At 72.8% G+C, this 23,358-nt stretch carries 15 protein-coding genes, 1 tRNA gene and 1 rRNA gene; 12 read left to right on the forward strand and 5 right to left on the reverse strand.

The window, feature by feature from the left end:
* From rrf to HP445_RS10400, 10 genes are all read left to right on the forward strand, one after another.
* A 5S ribosomal RNA gene (gene rrf, locus HP445_RS10355) occupies positions 1–84 on the forward strand; the annotation flags it as partial.
* A gap of 115 nt (positions 85–199) precedes the next feature.
* On the forward strand, positions 200–1,687 hold the full coding sequence (gltX, locus tag HP445_RS10360; RefSeq protein WP_111033431.1) for a glutamate--tRNA ligase: 1,488 nt from the start codon (positions 200–202) through the stop codon (positions 1,685–1,687).
* 6 nt (positions 1,688–1,693) lie between these two features.
* Positions 1,694–2,698 (forward strand): NAD(P)/FAD-dependent oxidoreductase, encoded by a 1,005-nt coding sequence (locus HP445_RS10365; RefSeq protein WP_128780107.1) that lies wholly within the window; start codon positions 1,694–1,696, stop codon positions 2,696–2,698.
* Between the two features lie 45 nt (positions 2,699–2,743).
* Positions 2,744–2,815 (forward strand) — tRNA-Gln (locus tag HP445_RS10370).
* 363 nt (positions 2,816–3,178) lie between these two features.
* Positions 3,179–5,944, forward strand: coding sequence for a non-ribosomal peptide synthetase (locus HP445_RS10375; protein WP_164941129.1), 2,766 nt, complete (start codon positions 3,179–3,181; stop codon positions 5,942–5,944).
* A gap of 427 nt (positions 5,945–6,371) precedes the next feature.
* On the forward strand, positions 6,372–7,331 hold the full coding sequence (locus HP445_RS10380; RefSeq protein ID WP_128780105.1) for a glycosyltransferase family 2 protein: 960 nt from the start codon (positions 6,372–6,374) through the stop codon (positions 7,329–7,331).
* Positions 7,328–8,293 carry a glycosyltransferase family 2 protein gene (locus HP445_RS10385; protein ID WP_128780104.1) on the forward strand — a complete coding sequence of 322 codons (966 nt, stop codon included), beginning with the start codon at positions 7,328–7,330 and terminating at the stop codon, positions 8,291–8,293. Before HP445_RS10380 ends, HP445_RS10385 begins: the two co-directional genes overlap by 4 nt.
* On the forward strand, positions 8,290–11,853 hold the full coding sequence (locus HP445_RS10390) for a glycosyltransferase (protein ID WP_128780103.1): 3,564 nt from the start codon (positions 8,290–8,292) through the stop codon (positions 11,851–11,853). The genes HP445_RS10385 and HP445_RS10390 overlap by 4 nt, the downstream gene beginning before the upstream one ends.
* The gene (locus HP445_RS10395; RefSeq protein ID WP_128780102.1) at positions 11,840–13,759 is read left to right on the forward strand and encodes a PIG-L family deacetylase; all 1,920 of its coding nucleotides are present in this window, start codon (positions 11,840–11,842) and stop codon (positions 13,757–13,759) included. Before HP445_RS10390 ends, HP445_RS10395 begins: the two co-directional genes overlap by 14 nt.
* Positions 13,744–14,712 carry a glycoside hydrolase family 16 protein gene (locus tag HP445_RS10400; RefSeq protein ID WP_128780101.1) on the forward strand — a complete coding sequence of 323 codons (969 nt, stop codon included), beginning with the start codon at positions 13,744–13,746 and terminating at the stop codon, positions 14,710–14,712. Before HP445_RS10395 ends, HP445_RS10400 begins: the two co-directional genes overlap by 16 nt.
* A 59-nt stretch (positions 14,713–14,771) precedes the next feature.
* Here HP445_RS10400 and HP445_RS10405 read toward each other — a convergent pair whose 3' ends face one another.
* The 4 genes from HP445_RS10405 to HP445_RS10420 form a co-directional block, all read right to left on the reverse strand.
* Entirely contained in the window at positions 14,772–15,983 is a 1,212-nt protein-coding gene (locus HP445_RS10405; RefSeq protein WP_164941128.1) for a glycosyltransferase family 4 protein, read from the reverse strand.
* A complete protein-coding gene (locus HP445_RS10410; RefSeq protein WP_128780099.1) occupies positions 15,980–17,488 on the reverse strand; it encodes a lipopolysaccharide biosynthesis protein in 1,509 nt (502 codons plus the stop codon). The genes HP445_RS10405 and HP445_RS10410 overlap by 4 nt, the downstream gene beginning before the upstream one ends.
* Complete coding sequence (locus HP445_RS10415; RefSeq protein WP_128780098.1) at positions 17,485–18,477, reverse strand: beta-1,6-N-acetylglucosaminyltransferase; 993 nt, start codon at positions 18,475–18,477, stop codon at positions 17,485–17,487. Before HP445_RS10415 ends, HP445_RS10410 begins: the two co-directional genes overlap by 4 nt.
* 114 nt (positions 18,478–18,591) lie before the next feature.
* Positions 18,592–18,765, reverse strand: a complete 174-nt coding sequence (locus HP445_RS10420; protein WP_163343513.1) for a hypothetical protein — start codon at positions 18,763–18,765, stop codon at positions 18,592–18,594.
* 157 nt (positions 18,766–18,922) lie between these two features.
* On the opposite strand from HP445_RS10420, the gene HP445_RS10425 reads away from it, so the two are divergent.
* The gene (locus HP445_RS10425; protein WP_128780097.1) at positions 18,923–20,236 is read left to right on the forward strand and encodes a glycosyltransferase family 2 protein; all 1,314 of its coding nucleotides are present in this window, start codon (positions 18,923–18,925) and stop codon (positions 20,234–20,236) included.
* 144 nt (positions 20,237–20,380) lie between these two features.
* Here HP445_RS10425 and HP445_RS10430 read toward each other — a convergent pair whose 3' ends face one another.
* Positions 20,381–21,709, reverse strand: a complete 1,329-nt coding sequence (locus HP445_RS10430) for a glycosyltransferase (protein ID WP_128780096.1) — start codon at positions 21,707–21,709, stop codon at positions 20,381–20,383.
* Between the two features lie 294 nt (positions 21,710–22,003).
* On the opposite strand from HP445_RS10430, the gene HP445_RS10435 reads away from it, so the two are divergent.
* Entirely contained in the window at positions 22,004–23,287 is a 1,284-nt protein-coding gene (locus tag HP445_RS10435) for an ABC transporter substrate-binding protein (RefSeq protein ID WP_128780095.1), read from the forward strand.
* The last annotated feature ends 71 nt before the right edge of the window (positions 23,288–23,358 follow it).

Raw genomic sequence — 23,358 nt, forward strand, 5'->3', positions numbered from 1 at the left:
CACATTCCGAACCCGGAAGCTAAGCCTCTCAGCGCCGATGGTACTGCAAGGGGGACCTTGTGGGAGAGTAGGACGCCGCCGGACTTAACGTAGTAAGAACAGGGAACCCCTGACCATTCGTGGTCAGGGGTTTTCTGCGTTCACGGCCCCTCCACAGGGCAGGTAGGAGGGACAGACCCCGCGGTAGGGTTGTCGGGTCATGACTGCGCCATTCACCACTGCCTCCGGCTCCGACATCCGCGTCCGCTTCTGCCCGAGCCCGACGGGGACCCCGCACGTGGGGCTCATCCGCACCGCGCTCTTCAACTGGGCCTACGCCCGCCACGCCGGCGGCAAGCTCGTGTTCCGCATCGAGGACACCGACGCCGCCCGCGACAGCGAGGAGTCGTACGCGCAGATCCTCGACGCGCTCCGCTGGCTGCGGCTCGACTGGGACGAGGGTGTGGACGCCGGCGGCGAGCACGGACCGTACCGGCAGTCCGAGCGCACCGCGATCTACGACGACGTGATCGCGAAGCTCAAGGAGTCGGGTCACATCTACGAGTCCTTCGTCACGCCGGACGAGATGGAAGCCCGGAACAAGGCGGCCGGTCGTGACCCCAAGCAGGGCTACGACAACCACGAGCGCGACCTGACCGATGCCGAGCGCCAGGCGTTCCGCGACGAGGGCCGCGAGCCGGCGCTTCGCCTGCGGGTCCCCGACCGTGACCTGAGCTTCGACGACCTGGTGCGCGGGGAGATCACCTTCAAGCAGGGCACGTTCCCCGACTTCGTGGTGGTCCGCCCGAACGGCAAGCCGCTGTACACGTTCACCAACCCGGTCGACGACGCCCTGATGGGCATCACGCACGTGCTCCGGGGCGAGGACCTGCTGTCGTCGACCCCGCGCCAGATCGCCCTGTACGAGGCGCTGTACGAGATCGGCCTCGCGCCCTCCATCCCCGTGTTCGGACACCTGCCGTACGTGATGGGGGAGGGCAACAAGAAGCTCTCGAAGCGTGACCCCGAGTCGAACCTGTTCCACCACCGCGCCGCCGGCATGATCCCGGAGGGGCTCGTCAACTACCTGGCGCTGCTCGGCTGGTCGATCGGCCCCGACCGCGACGTGTTCTCGATCGATGAGATGGTCGCGGCGTTCGACGTCACCGACGTGAACCCGAACCCGGCCCGCTTCGACCACAAGAAGGCCGAGGCGATCAACGGGGACCACATTCGTCTGCTGGCGCCCGAAGACTTCCGGTCGCGTCTGCTGCCGTACCTGTCGGAGTTCATCAGCGACCCGGCGACGCCGGAGCAGCTCGAGATCCTGACCAAGGCGGCTCCGCTCGTGCAGGAGCGCATGCAGCTGCTCGGCGAGTCGCCGGCGATGCTCGGGTTCCTGTTCACCTCCGACGCCGACCTCGTGGTCGAGGACGACGCACTGGCCTCGCTCAAGGGCGACACGGCGACGGTCCTGACCGCGAGCACCGCCGCGCTCGAGGGCGTCCAGGACTGGACCACCGAGGCCATCGAGGGTGCGCTCCGTGCGGCCCTCATCGACGAGCTCGGCCTGAAGCCCCGCGTCGCCTTCGGCCCGCTGCGCGTGGCAGTGTCCGGACGCCGGATCAGCCCGCCGCTGTTCGAGTCGATGGAGATCCTGGGCAAGGAGTCCACCCTGACCCGGCTCCGCGCCCTCGCGGCGCGCTGACCGACCGTGAGCAGTACGGAGCACGCCGACCAGGTCGTGTACGACGTCGCGGTCATCGGCGCCGGGCCGGCCGGCCTGAGCGCTGCGCTCAACCTGGTCCGGGCGAAGCGCACCGTGCTGCTCGTCGACGCCAACCGCCCCCGGAACGCCGCGACGCTGCGGTCGCACGGGTTCCTGACACGGGACGGCATCTCGCCGCTCGAGCTCCGCAAGCTCGGGCGGACCGAGGTCGAGGCGTACCCGGAAGCAACGGTCGTGCAGTCCGTCGTCGACCTGGTGGCCCCGGACCCCGACACGGACACCTGGCGGGCGCACGGTTCGTGGCGCGGCACCGAGCTCGAGGCCCGCGCCCGGACGGTCGTCGTGGCGACGGGGTTGCGTGAGGAGTTCCCGGCGCTGCCGATGCTGCGTGCGTTCTACGGCACGGCGGTGCACAGCTGCGTCGAGTGCGATGCGTACGACAAGGCCGGGCAGCCGCTCGCGTTCATCTGCGAGACCGACGACGTCGTCGACCGCGCTCTGCTCATCGCCGCGTGGACCGACGACCTGATCGTCTACACGAACGGGGTGGCGCCGCTCGACGACGCCGGCCGCGCTCGACTGGCGGCCGAGGGGGTCGTCGTGGACGCGCGAGTCGTCGAGGACCTCGAGGGCGATCGCACCGGGATGACCGGTGTCCGGCTCGCCGACGGCCACGTCGAGCCACGGTCCGGCGGGTTCGTCCGACCGGTGTGGCACGCCGACCTCGACTGGCTGCGCACGAGCGGGATCACGGACCCCGCGAGCGACACGCCCGGAGCGCTCGAGGGACTCCAGCGCGACACGCAGGGACTCCTCGTGGTCGACCGGGTGGGCCGGACGTCCGTCCCGGGGCTCTACGCCGTGGGAGACGTCACACCTCCCGGGCCGGAGCAGCTCATCGTCGCGGCCGGACACGGAGCCGCGACCGCCGCCGCCGTGCACCGAGACCTGGTGGGTGGTCTTGCGGACCTCCGGGATGCTGTACAGTAGTTGATCGTGCCCCGGGTGACCGGGCCAGAAGGCCGACAGGCCTTTTGGGGTATGGTGTAATTGGCAACACAGCGGTTTCTGGTACCGTCGTTCTTGGTTCGAGTCCAGGTACCCCAGCACTCGACGAACAGCCCCCGGGACATCCCGGGGGCTGTTCTCGTTTCCGGGACCTTCTCGTTCCGAGCGTCCTCATCGGCGATGCACGGCGCATCCACGGTCGCGCCACGGCTGATCCGGAGGTTGCGCGGAACCGCACGATCCCCGAGCCGGGCGAGCCGCCGTGCGGGAGGCGCCCACGGCGGTGGACCGGTCGTTCCGGAGTCGTACCGTCCGTGGCGGACGCAGGCCGCGCCTCCAGGCCGGTTGCGGTTCCCCGCACCGGGCCGACGCCTGCTCGCGGGCCGGGGGAACGCGGACCTACGGTCGGAGGACCGTCGCGGGAGTCGTGGCGGTCCGCTGCTGAGCACCCGAGGTGTCATCGTGACCTCCGTCGACCCGCTGACGACCGTCGATCCCTGGAACCACCCCGCAGCCGTGCCCGCGGCGGCCGACCACTCCGTACTGGACCGCTGGGACCGCGTGGTGGCGCTCCGGGGCGACGCCGTCGCCCTCGCGGGGGACGGCCGTCCGTACACCTACGCCGAAGCGGACCGGGCCTCGCGCACGCTGGCCGCAGCCCTGGCCGTGACGCTCCGACCCGACGACCACAGCGGCGCCGGTGTCGGCGACACCCCGGGCGGGGCATCGAAGCCGGTCGGGCTGATGGCGGGACAGTCGACCGAGGCCGTGATCGGGATCCTGGCGCTGGTGCGTGCCGGACGGACCGTGGTGGTGCTCGACGACCACCTGCCCGCAGCACGGCTGGCACACGTGGCCCGGCTCGCCGGCGTCGACGAGATCGTCGCCGACACCGAGCGTGCAGCGCTGGCCGCCGACGTCGTCGCGGAACGGGGCGGCCGGGTGCACGCACTCGGCGAACTGCTGGACGCGGGCGAACCGGGCGCGGCCCCGTCGGCGGACACCGTCGGCGTGCGCCCCGGCGGGCGGGACCCCTTCGCCATCGTCTTCACCTCCGGCTCGACCGGCATGCCGAAGGGCGTCGTCCTGACGCACCGGCAGCAGATCGCCGACGCCGAGCAGGACGCGGTCGCGCTCGGCCTCGGCCCCGGCGACCGGCTCGGTGTCGTCCTGCCGCTCTCCTTCGCGGCCGGGCTCCTGTTCTCGTTCGACACGTTGCTCTGTGGCGGCACCATCGTGCTGCTCGAGCCGCGTGAGCTCGGTGTCGAGCGGCTGCTCGGGCGGTTCCGGGACGACGACGTGAACGTGCTCGTCTGCACCCCGCACCTGCTGCGCTCGATCATCGGGTCGCAGAACGCCCCCGGGTCGCACGGGACGGCCGCCGGGACCGCACCGGTGCTCGGCGGGCTGCGCTTCCTGATGACCACGGGCGAGTCCGTCACCGGGGCCGACCTCGCCGCGGCCCGACCCCACCTGGACCCGGACACGCTGCTCCTGAACGCCTTCGGCTCGAGCGAGACCGCGTGCGTCGCGTACTGCCCGGTGGCCCCGGGGGAGCCGGTGCCCGAGGGCGTCGTGCCCGCCGGGTGGCCGTTGCCCGGCAAGACGGTCCTCGTGCTCCGCGAGGACGGCAGCCCTGCCGACCCGGGGGAGACCGGTGAGCTCGTCGTCGTCTCCGACGCCCTGACCGCGGGCTACTGGGGCGCGCCGGAGAAGACCGCCGAACGGGCCGGACGCACCGGCGAGGCCGAGGCCGCCGCCGGCATCCCCGTCGGGACCCCGAGCTGGCGGCAGGGCGACCTGGCACGCGTCGACCCCGACGGCCGGCTCGTGCTGCTCGGCCGATCCGACGACGCCGTGAAGGTCCGCGGCTACCTGGTCGAGCCGAGTGAGGTCGAGGCGGCGCTCCGCGCGGTCCCCGAGGTGCACGACGCGGTCGTGACGGCACAGGTCGACCCCGGTTCCGTCACCCGGCTCGTCGCCTACGTGGTCGGTCGCCCGGGGCACCGCACCCCAGCACCGGGTGCGCTCCGACGGGCGCTCCGTGAGCGGCTGCCCGAGTACATGGTGCCGGCGTCGATCGTGCCGATGACCGAGCTGCCGCGGAACGAGCGCGGCAAGGTCGACCGGGCCGAACTCCCCGGTGCGCCGAGCGTCGAGACCGAGATGGTCGAGGGCGAGTACGACCAGTGGGAGCTCGTCGTCGGGCAGATCTGGGCCGAGGTGCTCGGGCTCCGGGGCGTGCACCTGGACGAGGACTTCTCCGCGCTCGGCGGCGACTCGCTGTCCGCCGAGGAGATGCTCGCCGTCGTGCAGGACCGGCTCGGGGTCGACCTGCGCTCCTCGGACGTGCTCGAGCACCCGACGCTCCGCGCCTTCGCCCGACGGGTGCGGAGCGGGACGAGCGCGCTGCCGAGCCACCCCGACGTCGTGAAGGTGTCCGAGGCGCGCGAGGGCGGCCGTCCGCCGGTGTTCTGCTTCGCCGGTGGCGGTGCCCTGGCGCTGACGTTCCTGCCGCTCTCGCGGCACCTGCCCGCGCACGACCTGTACGCGTTCCAGCAGCATGCCCTCGAACGCCGCGGGGTGCCGGACTGGAACATAGAGCGGAGCGCTCGCCGCTACCTCGCCCTGATGCGCATCGTGCAGCCCCGCGGCCCCTACCTGCTCGTCGGGCACTCGCTCGGCGGACTCGTCGCGCTCGAGATCGCCCGGCTCCTGACCGAGAGCGGCGAGCAGGTGGAGCACGTCGTCCTGCTCGACACCTACCTGCCCCGCACGAAGTCCGAACAGGCCCGCCTGCACTTCGGCCGGATGGAGCCGCGCGACCAGCCGAACTCCGCCGTCCGCGCCGTGCAGCGGGGGCTCGACCGTGCCGTCCGGCGGGTCCTGCCCGCGGGTGTGCCGTACGGGGCGCTGTTCGCCAAGCGGCTCCGCGCGTACTCCGCCGGCGTGCTGCGGCACGGTGGGCAGAAGGACTTCGACGCCTTCTTCGACCAGGCCGAGATCGTCACCAGGCGCCACCACCCGACGCCGTTCCACGGGCGCGCCACCTACGTCCTCGCCGACGCCAACCCCGATGCCGCCGGGTGGTCCGCCCTGCTGCGCGGGCCCACCGAGATGGTGCGGATCGCGAGCGAGCACACGTCGCTGCTGCGGGAACCGCACGTCGCGGAGCTGGCGGTCGCGCTGCGGGCCGCCTTCGAGACGGCGGACGTGCCGCAGGTCTGAGACCGGCCCACGAGCGGACGGGAGGCGCGGTGCCGGCTGGCACACCTCCCTCGCAGGCTCGGTCAGCGCGCCCCGCGCAACGCTTCGCGTTGCCGCTCTGCGGGGCGCGCCCGTCCGCTCGTCCTGCGTCCACCACCCGACGGCCGCCGCGCCGGACCGCGAACCTGCACGACCGTTGCGGGTTTCCGTATCCGCACCCGGGTGTCCGCAAGGGACCGCACCGCGCATTGACCCTCCCGCTGGCCACGGCGATGGTTGGAACCGCGGGGGAGAGTACCCACTCACCCGCGGCAAGCAGGCGGCGTCGTACCCGCGTCCCGCTGCTCGACCGACGACGGTCACCGTCGTCGGTGCGTCATCCGAGGACGCGCCGCTCGTCTCGACGAGCCACCACCCGACAGCAACCCTGACCCGACAGGACCGCGCCATGCCCGCACGTACCGTTCGCCCTGCAGACCCGAGGGTCTCCGTCGTCATCCCGGCACGGAACGAGGCCCGCAACCTCGAGATCATCCTCCCGAAGCTCCCGCCCGTGTACGAGGTGATCCTGGTCGACGGCAACTCCGTCGACGACACCATCGCCGCCGCCCAGCGCGTGATGCCCGACATCCGCGTCGTGCACCAGACCCGCAAGGGCAAGGGCAACGCCCTGGCCTGCGGCTTCGAGGCCGTCACCGGCGACATCGTCGTCATGTTCGACGCCGACTGCTCCGCGGACCCCGACGAGATCCCGCGGTTCGTGCAGGCACTCGTCGACGGCGCCGACGTCGCGAAGGGCACCCGGTACTCGCTCGGCGGTGGCAGCGACGACATCACGATCGTCCGGAACATGGGCAACCGCGGCCTGAACATGCTCTGCAACATCATCCTCGGCACCCGCTACAGCGACCTCTGCTACGGCTACAACGCCTTCTGGGCGGACGTCCTGCCGGAGATCGGTCTGCTGTCGTCCGAGCTGCCGAAGCCGGCCGACGGTTCGATGCTGTGGGGCGACGGGTTCGAGATCGAGACCGTCCTGACCTGCCGCTGGTCGGCCGCCGAGCTCGCGATCACCGAGGTGCCGAGCCACGAGAAGCTCCGCGTGCACGGTTCGAGCAACCTCAACGCCGTGACCGACGGCATCCGCGTGCTGAAGTCGATCATGCACGAGCGTCGTCGTGCCGCGATCGGCCGTGCCGAGGTCCGTCGCGCGGCGATGAGTGTCGTGCCGCCGGCCGAGCAGCTGGCCGCGCCGGCTGCTGCGCACGTCGCTGCGCCGGTTGCCGCTGCTCCCGTCGCCGCGACGCCGGTCGCTGCATCCGTCGCCGCGTCCGCCGTCGCCGGGGCGTCCGTCGCCGGGGCTGCCGTCGTCGCGTCCGTCGTCGCCCTCGAGGAGGACGTCGCGTGACGACCGTCGCGGTCGTCATCTGCGCCTACACCCAGCAGCGCTGGGGCGACCTGCAGGACAGCGTCGAGTCGGCCAAGCGCCAGCCCGAGGGCTCCGAGGTCGTCGTCGTCATCGACCACGAGCCCGAGCTCCTGGTCCGCGCCGCCGCGCGCTGGCCGGAACTCCGGGTCGTCCCGAACACCGAGGACCGCGGACTCTCCGGGGCCCGGAACACCGGTGTCGCTCTGACCGACGCCGATGTCGTCGCGTTCCTGGACGACGACGCCACCGCGGACCCCGACTGGCTCGGGCACATGCTCACCGCGCTCGAGGACCCCGACGTCGTCGGTGTCGGCGGTCGTGCCACGCCGTCCTGGCCGACCGCGACCGGCCCCGGCCCGTACGCCGACGAACTGCTCTGGATCGTCGGGTGCTCGTACCGCGGGCTGCCCGAGACCCCGGGCGACGTCCGCAACGTCATCGGGTCGAGCATGGCGTTCCGCCGCGACGCGATCCTGCTCGCCGGCGGTTTCCGCTCCGGCATCGGCCGCGTCGGCAACCAGCCGCTCGGCTGCGAGGAGACCGAACTCTGCATCCGCATCGCCCAGGCCCGTCCCGGCGCGCGGATCCGGCACGAACCGCGCTCGAACGTCTCGCACCGGGTCTCGCCGGACCGTGTGACGATGCGCTACCTGCGCCGCCGCAGCTACTACGAGGGCATCTCGAAGGCCGTGCTGAGCCGTCGGGTCGGCACCGGCGACTCGCTCGCCAGCGAGTCGACCTACCTGACCCGGGTGATCCCGGGCGCCGTGCTGCGCGAACTGCGCCACGTCGGTCGTGGCGGAGGCCTGCGGGCGTACGCCATCGCGCTCTCCGTCGTCTCGACGGTCGCGGGCTACGCCGTCGGCCGGGTCCTCGGCACCGTCGTCGTGCGGACCCCGCCCGCACCCGCACCGCTCCCGCAGCCGGTGGGCACACCGTGACCCGCGCGACCCTGGCGATGGTCCTCTCGCCGGTCGTGACCGGGCCGCTCGTCCCCACCTGGGACGGCGCGCTCTGGGTCGGCGAGGTGGACCGTGCCGACGTGCACGCGACGAGCCACCGGGACGTCATCGCCCTGCAGGGATCTGCCGGGTACGGGCGTGCCCGCCTGCTCGTCCGCGACCACGGCGAGCCCCTCGGCTTCGTCGAGGCCGAGATCACCGAACGCCGTCGCATCGGCGGCACCATCGACGTCCGTGCGCTCCTGCGCGCGATCCGGCCCATGCCGGCACCCGAGCGTCGGCCGGCAGCAGGTCTGGTGCTGCCGTCCGTCACCGTGGTGCTCTGCACGGACGGCGCCGCCGGCACGACCATGCGGTCGGTGCTCGCGAACGGGCACCCCGACTTCGACGTCGTCGTCGTCTCGCACGGCGCCGACGACGGCGGTGTGGCGACGGTCGACATCGGCGGACGCCGCGTCACCACCATCCCGGCACCCGAGGGCGGCCTCGCCGCCGCGCGGAACGCCGGTCTGCTCGTCGCGACCGGCGACGTCGTCGCGTTCGTGGACGAGGGCGCCGTCGTGGACGGCGACTGGATCGCCGCGATCGCCAGCGCCTTCGCGGCCGACCCCGACGTGGCCTGCGTCACCGGGCTCGTGCCGAGTGCCGAGCTCCGGACGCCGGCGCAGCGCTGGCACGACGACCGCACCCCCGGCGGGCGGACCGTCCGCCGGCGGGTCTTCCGGCTCGACGACCCGGTCGACGACCTCCCGCTGCACCCCTTCGCCGCCTCGGCCTACGGCACCGGCGCGAACCTCGCCGTGCACCGCGCGACCGCGCTCCGGATCGGCGGGTTCGACACCGCCTTCGGCCCCGGCACGCGCGTCGGCGGTGGCGACGACCTCGACCTCTTCACACGACTGCTGTTCGCCGGATCCGCGATCGCCGTCGAACCGGCCGCGATCGCGTGGCAGCGATCGGCGGACGACGTCGCGTCGCTCCGCGCCGCCGCTGCCGCGCACGGCCACGGACTCGGAGCCTGGATGACCAAGAACGCACTCGACCGCGACACGCTGACCGCTTCGGTGGACGCGGCGCCGGAGGCCATCAGCGCCTTCGCACGCCTCGGCCTCGAGCAGGGCGACGACGCTGCCGACGCTGCTCCGGCGAACGGCCACGGGACGGGCGCCGCGCGTGACGCGGACACCGTCGACGCCGTCGACGCGGAGTTCGCGGCGACGAAGCGCCGGTTGCGTCGCGTCGAGCGGCGATCCGTGCTCACCGCACCGGTCCTGGCGCTCCGCGAACGCATGGGCGGCGCGGGGACGATCGACCGGACGGCGCACGGTCGCCACGAGCTGCAGCGCGGCCTCGACACCGCGGGGCCGGCACGACCGACCCCCGGTGGCGCGATGAGCCCGTCGGCGCGACTCGGTGCCGCCGCGATCGTCGTGCTGACGCTCGTGCTGGCCGCCGTCGGCAGCGTCGTCGAGCTGCCCACCCTGCGGGCGAGCGCCGTCGCGGTCTTCCTGTTCGCGCTGCTCGGGGTCGCCCCGATGCTGCTCGTCCGTCCGATGTCCCTCGCACGGTTCGCCGTCCTCGCCGTCACCGGGTCGCTCGTCGGCACGATCGGCATCGGCTACACCATGGCGACCTTCCACATCTGGGCGCCGACGGTCCCCTTCGTCGGTGTCGTCGTGCTCACCGCGGCGGCGCTCGCCGTCTCGGTGCCGCGTGACCTGGCGGAGCTCCGTCGCGCCGGCCTCGTGCGCCGCGAGACCGCCCGGCCCCGGTGGAGCACGACCGCCACGGTGACGGCGCTCTCGCTCGGCGGGCTCGTCGTCGTGGTCGTCGCCGCGCTCACCCACATGGGCGACCCGGTGCCCGCCGGCCTGTTCGGCTCGCTCGGCCCCGGCCTGGTCGTCGGTCTCGTGCTCGTCGTCGCCGCGGCGGTCATCGCCCTGGTCCGCGGCCGCGCGCTCGCCGTGCCCGTCGTCGTGCTCGGCGGCGTCGTGCAGCTCGCCCAGGCCATCACGTACGGCGTGCCCACCGTGACCGCCGCCGCGCGGCACATCGGTGTCGTCGAGTACATCCGCCAGTTCGGTGGGACCAACCCGTCGGCCGACATCTTCCAGACCTGGTCCGGCCTGTTCGCCGGCGCGGCCTGGGTCGCCGACGTCGGGGGCATCGTCAACACGATCCTCATCGCCGCGTGGGTGCCGGTCCTGCTCGCCTTCAGCACGACCATCGCGGTCGGGGTCCTGGCGGCGCACTGGCTGCCCGGTGCCCGTCGCCCGTGGATCGCGGCGCTGCTGACCGCGATGACCGGTTCGCTCAACACCACGTACTTCTCGCCGCAGTCGACCGGCATCCTGATGTCGATCGTGATCCTCGTGCTCGCCACCGGGCCGCTGCGCGACGCCCCCGTCACCGCCGCCGACGGCTCCGTCGCCGCCAAGCCGCGAGCACGGCGGGTGGGGCTCTCGCGGATCGTCGCGATCACCCTCATCGGCGTCGTGCTCGCCGTGACGCACCAGATCTCGCCGTACCTGACGGTCGCCGCACTCGTCACGCTCATCGTCTTCCGGATGCTCCGCCCCTGGTGGCTGCCCGTCGTCGTGCTCGTGCCGGCGGTGGTCTTCGCCGCGCTGAACGGTGACATCCTCGGGCGGTTCCTGTCGCTCGCGGCGGTCGGACGCGTGCTCGACAACGTGCAGCCGCCCGCGCACGACATGACGGTCCTGCCGAAGCCGCTCGTCACGCGTCTGGCGTTCGACATCCCCGCAGCCGCGCTCGTGGTGCTCGGACTCATCGCCCTGGTGACCGTGCTGATGCGGCGCGACCGGACGCACTGGGCGCTCCTCGCCACCGCCGCGAGCCCGATCTCGCTGCTCGTCGCCACGAACTACGGCCAGGAGGGCGTCTTCCGCGTCGTGCTCTTCGCGACGCCGTGGATCGCGATCCTGGCGGCGGCGCTCCCGATGCCCGCCGGTCGGTTCGCCCCGGTCGGGGCGGTCCTGCAGCGGGGGATGCGCCCGTCCGCCGTCCGGTTCGCGGTCGCCGGAGCAGCGGTGGCGGCACTCGTCGCGATCGGTGCGTTCGGGCAGACCTCGCTCGACTGGAACCGCGTCATGACCCGGAGCCAGTCCGCGGCGACGCAGTACTACGACCGCACGGCACCCGCGGGCTCCGTGATGCTGCTCACCGGGTCGGCCAACGCCGTCCCGAGCAACACCGGCGCACGGTACTTCGACGTGGGCTACCTGTCCCGCGAAGCACTCGGCCCGTACCCGGACCCGACCGGCGGCTACGACGCCGAAGAGGACCTGTCGAACGTGACGCGGGAGCTCGTCGTGAACTGGTCGGCCACCGGCTACTACGCCCTGGTCGCGGAGCCCTTCGGCGCCTACGACGAGCGGTACGGCTACCAGAGCGACGCCGACTACCAGGAGCTCGCCGCCGCCATGGCGTCCTCGCCCTACTGGAAGCGGGTCTGGTCGTCGGGGACGACCGCGATGTACGAACTGACGACGGAGGGCCTGCGCCATGCGACCGACTGAACCGACCTCCGACAGACCGCGACGGACGCGACGGGCCACCGTCGCGTCCGTCGCGGGCGTGGTCGCCACGGTGCTCGCCGTGCTGGTCGCGCCGAACCTCGCCGTCCAGCCCGCCGTGGCCGCGGCTGCGGACTGCAGCGCCGGGCGGGTGCTCAACGTCGTCGCCCACCCCGACGACGACCTGCTCTTCCAGGGCACGGACCTGCGGAAGGACATCGAGGCGGGGCGCTGCGTGCGCTCCGTCATCGTCACGGCCGGCGACGCCGGCAAGCCCGACTGGTACTGGCAGGAACGCCAGGTCGGGCTGATGGCCGCCTACGCGAGCATGGCGGGCGTCGACCCGGCGTCGACGACCGGCTCCACGACGGTCGCCGGACGGACCCTGCTCACCGAGACCCTGACCGCCGACCCGCGGATCAGTCTGGTCTTCATGGACCTGCCGGACGGCAACGTCGAGGGCAACGGCTTCTGGGCGAACGGCTACGAGAGCCTCCAGCGCCTGTACACGGGCGACATGGACACGCTGCACACCGTCGCCGATGCCCCGCACGCCGCCACGTACACGCTCGCGCAGCTCCGGGCGACGCTGCAGGGGATCGTGCAGGACTTCGCACCGACGGACATCCACACCCTCGACCACGAGGGCGAGTACGGCGACGGTGACCACAGCGACCACCACACGGTCGCGTACCTGACCGACCAGGTGCAACAGCAGTACACCGGCGCGCACGGCTTCACCGGGTACATGGGGTACCCGATCGCCGACCGTCCGGCGAACCTGACGACGGCCGAGACCCAGGCGAAGGCCGACGCGTTCTTCACCTACGCCGCGCACGACAGTGAGACCTGCGCCTCGTACGAGGCCTGCTCGGCGCGACCCGAGACCTCGTGGCTCAGTCGGCAGTACACCGCTGGCTCGCCGGTGCCGACGGACCCCACCGACCCGACCGACCCCACCGACCCGACCCCCGCCCACACGGACGTGACGGGTTCGGCGTCGGTGACGGCGAGTGCGGAGAACCCGGCTGACGGTCAGACGGCCGTGAAGGCGGTCGACGGTGTGGTGAGCGGGTACCCGGATGCGCCGACGGCGGAGTGGGTTGCGCCGTCTGGTCGTGCGGGGACGTGGATCCAGCTCGGGTGGGCGGGGGCGACGACGTTGGACGCGGTCGACCTCGCTGATCGGCCGAACGCGGTGGACCAGGTGCTGGGTGGGACGTTGACGTTCTCGGACGGCTCGAGTGTGACGGTGCCGGCGTTGCACAACGGTGGTGCGGTGCAGCGGATCACGTTCGCGGCGCGCAGTGTCACGTGGGTGCGGTTCACGGTGACCTCGGTCAGTGGCGGGACGCAGAACGTCGGACTCGCCGAGATCCGCGCGTTCTCCCCGGCGAGCAGCGGCGGTACGACGCCGACGCCGACCCCGACCCCGACACCCACGCCGACCCCGACACCCACGCCGACGCCGACGCCCACTCCGGGCCTGCGGGACGTCACCGGCTCGGCGACCCCGACGGCGATCGCCGACAACCCGGCCGATGGCCAGACCGTCGCGAAGGCCGTCGACGGCGTCGTGTCCGGCCACCCGGTCGACCACACCGCCGAGTGGGCCGTGCCCTGGGGACGGACCGGCATCTGGATCCAGCTCGACTGGGCCACCCCGGTCGCGCTCCAGCGCATCGTCCTGCACGACCGTCCGAACAGCGACGACCAGATCACGAGCGGCACGCTGACGTTCTCGGACGGCAGCCAGGTCGCCGTGGGCGAGCTCCCGAACGACGGCAGCGCCCGGACGGTCGACTTCACCGCCCGCAACGTCACCTGGGTGCGGTTCACCACCACCGGGGTGTCGAACAGCACGATCAACGTCGGTCTCTCGGAGGTCCGCGCATGGACAGCTGGATGACCCCGGACGATGACGGCCCCCGCCCCGTCGCCGAGCAGTCGGCCGCCGCGCACGGCGCCCCACCCGCGCACGGCTTCGGCACCTCCCGTCACCGCACGCCGCTCCGGACACGGGGACGACGGGTCGCGATCGTGGCCGCCGCCCTGGTGGTCGCGGTCGGTGCCGTCGCCGCGGCGACCACCGGCACGACGTCCGTCGGCCCCGGACCCAGCGGGGTCGCGATGCCGACCGGCGACGGGGACGGCTGGAAGCGGGTGTTCTCCGAGGACTTCGACGAGTCCGCCCCGTCTGGCGGGTTCGAGGCGGCCTACGACGACCGGTTCACCGTCTACCACGGCTTCGCGGACACCGCGGGGACCGGTCGGTACCAGGCGTCCACGCTGAGCGCCCACGACGGGATGCTCGACATGCACCTCCGCACGACGAAGGCGGGCACCCCGCTCGCCGGCGGGGTCGTGCCGCTCGTCGACGGACGATGGGGCGGACAGACCTCCGGCCGGTACAGCATCCGGATGAAGAGCGACGAGGTCGACGGCTACGGGGTGGCGGTGCTGCTCTGGAGCGACGAGAACGTCTGGGCGCACGGCGAGATCGACTTCCCCGAGGGTGCGCTCGGTGCGCCCGCCTGGCTCAACGTGCACTGCCTGGTCGACCCGGCCGAGAAGTGCATCCACCACGAGACCGACGCGTCGCTGGCCGACTGGCACACGTACACGATCGAGTGGACGCCCTCACGGATGTCGTTCCTGGTCGACGACGAGGTCGTCGGGAGCACCACCCAGGACATCCCCGTGGAGCGCATGCACCTGGTCGTGCAGACGGGATCCCTCGAGGGCCTGCCGCCCCGGGACGCCGCCGGGTCGTTGCTGGTCGACTGGATGACGATCGACGTGCCTGCGGACGGCGAGAGCCCCCGGGCCACGCTGCCGTCCACGGAACCCACCGCCGGCTGACGCCGCCGCATCCCGCTGCAGCCCGGCACGCACCGGCGCCGTCGAGCCCGGCGGCCCGGTCAGCGCCGGGCGTGTGCCAGCAGCGCCTGCAGCAGCGCGCGCACGTGCGGCTCGCGCCCGTAGCGGTCACGCACCCACGCGCGGCACCGGGCGGCGAGGGACGGGTCGAGCTCGGCGTCGTCGAGGGTGTCGAGCAGCTTCTCCGCCAGTGCGTCCGGGTCGGCCGGGTCGACGGTGTACCGCGCCCAATCACCGGACAGGATCTCTCCGGTGCCGCCCGATGCGGCCGCGACGACGGGACGGCCGGCGGACATCGCCTCGACCACGACCCGGCCGAAGCCCTCGGGCTCGATGGACGGCGCCACCACGACGTCGGCGGCGTGCAGGAGCGGGACGACGTCGTCCCGCTCGGGGAGCACGAGCACGGAACCGGCGGGGAGCGCGTCGATCGCGGCGTGCACGGCGTCGGCTTCCTCCGGGTAGAGGGCACCGGCCAGCACGAGGAGCGGTGCGGGCGCCGTGTGACCGGCCACGGGGGGAGTGGTGACCGGCACGCGTGCCGCGGCGGTCGTGCGGACGCGACCCCACGCCTCCAGGAGGGCGAGCACGCCCTTCGACCGGGTGAGCCGACCGTAGTAGAGCACCGTCGGGGTGTCCTCGGCGATGCCGAGTGCCGCGCGGGCGTCGTGCACGGACGCCGGGGTCGCGGCCGGGAACGCGTCGGGGTCGACGCCGTTCGGTACGATCGTGATGCGGTCCGTCGGCACGCCGGAGGCCGCCCACGCACGCGCCATCGCGTGCGAGACGGCGAAGTAACGGGTGCGGCCGCCGGCGATCGGTCCGAGCCGCCGGTAGTTCGGGGCGTGGTGCAGGTGCACCGCGAGCGGGACCCCGGAGACGAGCGACGCGACGCGACCGAACGGCAGGTACTCGGGGCGGTTCAGCCAGAGGACGTCGAGGTGCGATCGACGGATCCGCAGCCCCTCGCGGGCGAACCGCCAGGCGTCGCGGAGCGTGGTGGTGATGCCGAACCGGTAGTCGGTGGCCTCCACCAGGCGCACGCCCATCGCCTCGTAGGGCGGCGGGCCCTCGGCGGCGCGCGGGGACTGGGCGTTCCGGTGCCAGACCTCGACCTCGTGGCCGGCGGCGACGAGCTCGCGGGTGTCCTCGAGCACGCAGCGTTCGAGTCCGCCGGTGATGGCGAGTCCGGTCACCAGCACGCCGACGCGGAGTCGGCGGGTGCCGTCGTGTGCAGTCTGTCGCGGTCTCACGAGACACCACCCCTTGCGGTCTTCAGTCGGCGGAGGAACCAGGGGAGGCAGGCGACCACCCCGGCGATGCGGACCCAGTTCCAGAGCACGTCCTGCGGCAGGAGCAGGGACGCGGCGGCCACGACGAGCGCGGCGAGGGTCGTCAGGACGATCCGGGCTCCCGGTCCGCGCCACTCGCGGCGATCGGGCAGGGCCAGCAGCTGCATGGCGGCCAGGATCGCGTAGGCGACGACGGTGGCGAGACCCGCGCCGGCGATGCCGAGCACGGGCACGAGCACCAGGTTCGCGCCGATGTTCACGGCGCCGGCGATCGCGGCGATCACCCCGACGGCGACACCGCGGCGTTCCACTAGGAGCAGGCGTCCGGTCGCGCCGCTGGCGACGACGGGGAACGCGGTGATCGCGACGACGAAGACGACGACCGAGAGCTCCTGCACGCGGTACGACGCCGGGGCGAGGATCGGCAGCGCGACCGGTGACACCAGGGTCACGGCGAGCAGGACCGGTCCGAGCATCTTGTACAGCTCGTCGCGGGAGTGCATCGCGAGCTGTCGGCGGGCGACCGGGTCGCGGAGGGCGGCGAAGTGCGGCGCCCAGGCCTGGTTCGTGAAGGTCAGGAGGAGGATGACGGCCGAGCCGACGACGTAGGCGATCTGGTAGCGGGCCACCTCGTCCGGGCCGAGCAGCCGCTGGACGACGATCCGGTCGCCGGCGTTCAGCACGAAGTACGACAGGTTGCCGAGGGCGATCGGCACGCCGAGGCGGAACGCCCGGGCGGTGGTCCTGCGGTCGAACAGGCCGGCGAGACGCGGGCGGGTCGCCGCGATGCCGATGACCATCGCCACGCCCTGGGCGACGACGCCGCCCCACGCGTAGGTGGTCGCGTCGGCCTGCACCCAGGTGAGGAGCCCGAGGCCGATGACCGAGCCGCCGATCGAGGACAGCAGGCTCGTGACCGCGAAGACCCGGATGCGGTCCTGGGCGACGAGCAGCGCGAGGGAGATCTGCACGATGGCGGCCGGGCCGGTCCAGAGCACCGCGACGAGGAGCAGCGGGTGGTTGCCGACGAAGCCGGCGGCGTCGGCCCAGACCGGGATCGTGGTGAGCGCGGCGACGGTGACGACGACCGCGGTGACCATGCCGACGGCGAGCAGGCCGCGCGCCCGGCGGTCGTCGCCGTCCTCGGCGCGCTGCAGCACCGACGCCTGGTCGATGCCGAGGACTGCCAGGACGACGAGCGCCTGGTACAGGGCGATCGCCGAGGCGAGGACGCCGAACTCGGCCGGCGGCATGAGGTGCGCGAGCACCGGGGAGATGAGCGACGAGACGACGAGCTGCATCGACCAGACGACGACGTACAGCAGGCCGCGGCCGAACAGGACGGAGGCGCCCTTCCGCACCGCGACCGACCCGGTGTCGAGCGACTCGGGCACGGCGGCGGCGACGGGGACGGGCGCCTCGCGCGCTGCGCGGGCCTCACGGCGGGTCTGCGGGGGGAAGCTCACGGTGCGACCACCGCTGCCGCATCCTGCCGCGCGGACGCGGACGCGGACGCGGACGCGGACGCCGACGCCGACGCCGACGCCGACGCCGACCCCGTCGCCGCGCCCGCGCCCTGGCGCAGCCCGAAGGCCGCGTCCACGACGTCGAGCAGGTCACCGCTCCGGTCGGTCGAGAACTTCCGCGCGAACAGGTGCTGCACCTCGACGTCCGCGTCCGTCCGACGCTCGAGCAGCTGCCCCGCGTCGGCGACGGTCAACCACGGCGGGCTCTTCCGCGCGGTGCCGTCCCACCCGATCCACCAGAGCGGCTGGGAGACGTGCTCGTCGGCGAACCCCGGTGTCAGCGACGGCGAGTTGAGCACCGACGGCACGAAGGTCTCGTCGGCGACCCAGGTGCGCTGCCAGAACCGGACCAGGTCGGGGCGCTGGTCGACGGTGTCCACGACCGCGGCGGCGTGCCGGCGGGCGAGGACCTTGAGCTGTGAGCCCCCGGCGAAGGAGACCTTCGCCGGCACGCGGCGGGGGACCGGCAGCCGGAGCATGTGCTTCCGCCATGCCCAGTGCCGGAACCGGATGCGGGAGATGCCGCCGTCGCGGCCCCACGGTGCGAACGGCAGCGGGTTGACCGAGATGAACGACTCCTCGCGGTGGGCCTCGAGCAGGGCCGTGATCTCGGCGGGGTTCGCGAGCGGGTAGTCGCTGCCGGTCAGGACGGCCACGTGCGAGGCGTCGGTCTCGGCCAGGGCGGCCCGGTAGCCGGACACCTCGGCGGCGACGTTCTCCCAGCGTGCCCAGCCGGTCCGGATGCGGGGGAGCAGCCGGACGCGGTCCGGCAGCCCGTCGGTCATGGCGCGGAACACCGTCTCGGGGGTGCGCGCGTCGCAGTGCAGGAACACCGGGAACGGGTCGAGCGCCTCGACGAGCCGGCGCACGTGTGCCGGGTCCTCGTGGGCGAGGACGATGCACGCGGGGACCGCGGGGGAGATGGCCATGGACGCGACGCTAACCGCGGCGTTCCGGGGCCGACAAGGCGACCCGTGCCCGTCTGCGGGGAAGCGGCGGTTTCCCGCACCACCCCCGATCGGTCAGTGCTCGAAAGCGCCGGATCAGCGCTTCTTCCGGAACTTCTGGCAGTCGCAGAGTGCGCAGTCCGTGCCCGGACGGTAGTGCTCGTGGGCGTCCTGCACGTGGCCGCAGACGCAGGTCACGGCGTCGACCACGAAGACGCTCTGTTCCGAGGGGAGCACGGCGCCGAGCTCGTCGGTGGGGCCCATCGACATGCGTCCTCCTCGTGCCCGGCGTGCTGCCGCCGAGTCGTCCTCACGATCCTACCGTCCGGGGGTGTCCACTGGCGGCAAACCGCAAGTCGGACGACCGTCGCCGCAACCGCGGGCGGCCGCCGTTGACCCCGCAGCAGGCCCACCGGAGCATCGGACCATGACCGACCAGCAGGCCACCACCACCCGCGTGCTCACGCTCACGCCCGCGATGCCGTCCCCGGACGTACCCGCCTGGGCCGGCGCGGCCTGGGTCGGCGCCGTCGACCGACGGGAGGCGCTCGCCGCGTCCACCGTCGAACTCGCCGGCGCCACCGGCTTCCGCCGCGCCCGCCTGCTCGTCCGTGACGGACGCGAGATCGCCGGGTTCGTCGACATCAGCGTCGACGCGGACGGCGGCGTGGACCCGGCCGAGCTGGGACCGGCCCTGCGCGCGCTGCGCACCACGGGCCTCCCGGACGCCCCCGCGGGGACGCCGGTCGGGCGCATCTCCGTCGTCATCGGCACCCGCGACCGGCCGGACGACCTGCGCCGCTGCGTGCGCTCGGTGCTCGCGTCCGAGCACGACGACTTCGAGGTCCTGGTCGTCGACAACGCGCCCACCACCACCGCGACCCGCGACGTGGTCACGTCGCTCGCGGACCCGCGGCTGCGGTACGTCCTGGAGGCCCGACCCGGCGTCTCGCGCGCACGGAACGCCGGACTCGCCCTCGCGTCCGGAGCCGTGGTCGCCTTCGTCGACGACGACGTGGTCGTCGACCGGCACTGGCTCGCAGCGCTCGCTGACGCGTACGCCCGCGACGCGGACGTCGTCTGCGTGACCGGCCTCGTGCCCAGCGGCGAACTCCGGACCCCCACGCAGCGGTACTTCGACGAGCGCGTCACCTGGGCGCGCAACACCGACCGCCGGGTGTTCCGGACGTCGGCGCCGCCGGCCGACCTGCCGCTGTTCCCGTTCTCCGTGGGCGCGTTCGGCACGGGGGCCAACATGTCGCTCCGCCGCTCGGCCGCGCTCGCCCTGGGCGGGTTCGACGTCGCACTCGGCCCGGGCACCCTGGCCCGCGCCGGCGAGGATCCCGACCTGTTCACCCGGGTGCTGTTCTCCGGCGGCGCGCTGGCCGTGGAGCCCTCGGCCGTCGTCTGGCACAAGCACCGGCCGGACCGTGCGGCGCTGCGCTCGCAGGCGCTCGGCTACGGCACGGGCCTCGGCGCGTGGGTCGCGAAGCTCATGCTGCGCCCGCGCACCGCACTGGCCGTGTTGCGTCGGGCGGTCGGGGCGCTGCGGCAGCTCGGCGCGCTCGGACAGGGCACCGGTGCCGACGCCGACCAGGTGTCCGCCGCGGTGGACGCCGTGGGCGGGTGGCCGGTCGACGACGCGTTCCGCGAGGCGACGGCCGGCCTCAAGCGTGTCGAGCTCGTGGCGGCGCTCGGTGGCCCGTGGCGGTACGTCGTCGGGCGGTCGCGGCGCGGGTGACCGCGGCGCGGGCGACCGCGCTCCGCGTGCGCGGTGCGCACGGCAGACACCGCGTGCACCGCACGCACCGGACGGACGGGAGGCCCGTGGCGACGCTGCCACGGGCCTCCCGTCCGTCCGGTGCGGACGTCTCCTGCACGCCGCCTACGGGCGGAAGCGGCCCTCTTCGACCTCGCGCCAGAACCGACGGCTGCGGAAGTACGCCGCCGGACCCGCCGGGAAGCCGCGGAACTCGTGGTAGGCCAGCGAGCGCGGGATCCGGGTCGTGGAGGCCTCGGTGATGCTCTCGGCCGCGGCGTCACGCCGGCCGGCCAGTCGCGACACGAGCTGCTTCAGCTTGATCTTGCCGGCGCGGGGCATCAGCCGCGCGAGCACGATCGCGTGCCGGCGGTCCTTCGCGATGAGCTCGCACATCAGCGCCGTGAACCCGACGCCGTTCGAGTGGAGCTGCCCGTGCAGCCCGGCGAGGTCCTGCCGGTGCCGGTGGTGGACGACCGCACGGGGTTCGAAGCCGATCCGGCCACCGCTCCACAGGATGTCGATGAAGATCGCCAGGTCCTCGCCACCGCGGGCGGGCACACCGGCACCGAGCACGGGGTCGAACCCGCCGACGGCGTCGAACGCCGACCGTCGGACCGCCCAGTTCGCGCCGGCGCCGTAGCCGCCGATGCCGTACACGGCGAAGTGCTTCTGCACCGAGCCGTCGGGTCGGACGGCCCGGGCCTGCGCGTGCCGCATGACCCCGGGGACGTCGTCCGGCACGATCGTCACCGGCTGGAAGGTGCGCTCGCCGCTGAAGCCGCCGTAGTACGCCTCGTACCAGATCTGCGCGGGGGTCTCGAGCTCGACGGGCAGGATCATCCCGGTGACCGCGGCCACCTCGGGCTCGCGGACGAAGCGCGTGCCGATGGACCGGAGCCACTGTGCGTCCACCCGGACGTCGTCGTCCGTGAACGCGATGATCTCGCCGTGCGCCGCTGCGACCCCGGCGTTGCGGCCGGCGGAGCAGCCCGGACGGCGTTCGGTGACCAGCCGGACGTCGCGGCCCTCGAGCAGCCCGGGCAGGGCGTCGACCTCGGGCAACTTCACGCGGTTGTCGACGAGGATGACCTCGTACCGCGGGTAGTCGAGGTGCTCGAGGAAGTCGAGCAGCTTCCGGATGTCCTCGACCCGGGTGACGATGGTCGACACGACGATCGAGATGAGCGGGAGCTCGAGGTCGGGGATCGGGGTCTCCGTCCTACCGGAGGTCCGTGCGAGGCCGTCGACCAGGGGCGCCATCGCGCGGGCGGCGTCGGCCGGGTCCGCGGTGAGCAGCACGTCGAGCGTGGTGACGGGGAAGCCGTCGCGGTAGCCGACGACGAGCGCGGAGGAACCCGACTCGTCGGCGACCAGGCGCGGCAGCGGAGCGTCGAGGTCGACGCTGACGACCCGACGGGGGCCGGGCACGGTGACGGAGGAGTGCAGGGTCATGGTCGGGACGCTACGACCGCCCGCGGTGTCCGGACAACGGAGCGGACCAGCAGTGGCGGGGTTCGTGCGGGGTTCCGCAGTGCGGTGCGTGTGCCCCGGACGAGGGTGAGCGCTCACCCAGGAAGCCACGGGAACCTCATGGGTCACGCTCAGGTCACGGAACCGATGCAACCGGTTGCGCTCCCGCTGGACCGGGCGTAGCTTCCTCCACCAGCAGGCAGCGGCGCCTGCTCCAGGGCAGTGTCGTCGAACCCGGTCGATGCCCCCTGGTGATCTCAATGAGGAGACAACGCTGTGAAGACAACACGCTCCAGGGTGCGGTTCGCATCCGTTGCCGGGGTCGCCGTCATCGGCCTCGTGCTCACCGGCTGCTCGAGCGGGAGCTCCGGCACCGGCTCGGACGACGCCAAGAGCGGCCAGGACAGCCGCGGCCCCATCACCTACGTGCAGGGCAAGGACAACTCGAACGTCGTCCGCCCGCTCATCGCGAAGTGGAACAAGGCCCACCCGGACGAGAAGGTCACCTTCAAGGAACAGTCCGACCAAGCCGACCAGCAGCACGACGACCTCGTGCAGCACTTCCAGGCGAAGGACGAGAACTACGACGTCGTCGACGTGGACGTCGTCTGGACCGCCGAGTTCGCCGCGAAGAGCTGGCTGACGCCGCTGACCGGCGACATGGAGATCGACACCTCGAAGCTCCTGCCGTCGACCGTGAAGACCGCGACCTACAACGACACCCTCTACGCCGCCCCGCAGACCTCGGACGGCGCACTGCTCTACTACCGCAAGGACCTCGTCAAGACGCCTCCCACCACGTGGAAGGAGATGATGGACGACTGCAAGATCGCGAAGGACGCCGGCATCGGTTGCTACGCGGGGCAGTTCGCGAAGTACGAGGGCCTGACCGTGAACGCCTCCGAGGCGATCAACGGCTCCGGCGGTTCTGTGCTCGGCAGCGACGGTGCGCCCGACGTCGACACCGACAAGGCGAAGGCCGGCCTGCAGAACCTGGTGGACGCGTTCGAGGACGGGAACATCCCGGCCGAGGCGATCACCTACCAGGAGGAGCAGGGCCGCACCGCGTTCGAAGCCGGCAAGCTGCTGTTCCTGCGCAACTGGCCGTACGTCTACAGCCTCGCCAAGACCGACGGCTCGTCGAAGGTCAAGGACACCTTTGGCATCGCGCCGATCCCCGGTGCCGACGGCGTCGGTGCCTCCACGCTCGGCGGACACAACGCCGCGATCAGCGTGTACTCGAAGCACAAGGCCACGGCGCACGACTTCCTCGAGTTCCTGACCTCGGACGAGACGCAGAAGTTCTTCGCGACCCAGGGCTCGCTCGCGCCGGTCGTCGGTGACCTGTACACCGACCCCGAGCTGACGAAGCAGCTGCCCTACCTGCCGACGCTCCTGAAGTCGATCGAGTCGGCGGAGCCGCGCCCGGTCACGCCGTTCTACCCGGCGGTCACGAAGGCGATCCAGGACAACACCTACGCGGCGCTCAAGGGATCGAAGTCGGTCGACGAAGCCATGAAGGACATGCAGGACGCCCTCAAGTCGGCGACCAGCAGCTAGCGGCTAACACCGCTTGATGGACGGGAGGCCCGTGGCGGGTCCGCCACGGGCCTCCCGTCCGCCCCCTACTT

This window comes from Curtobacterium flaccumfaciens (genome assembly GCF_013359815.1).
GTDB classification, from domain to species: domain Bacteria; phylum Actinomycetota; class Actinomycetes; order Actinomycetales; family Microbacteriaceae; genus Curtobacterium; species Curtobacterium flaccumfaciens.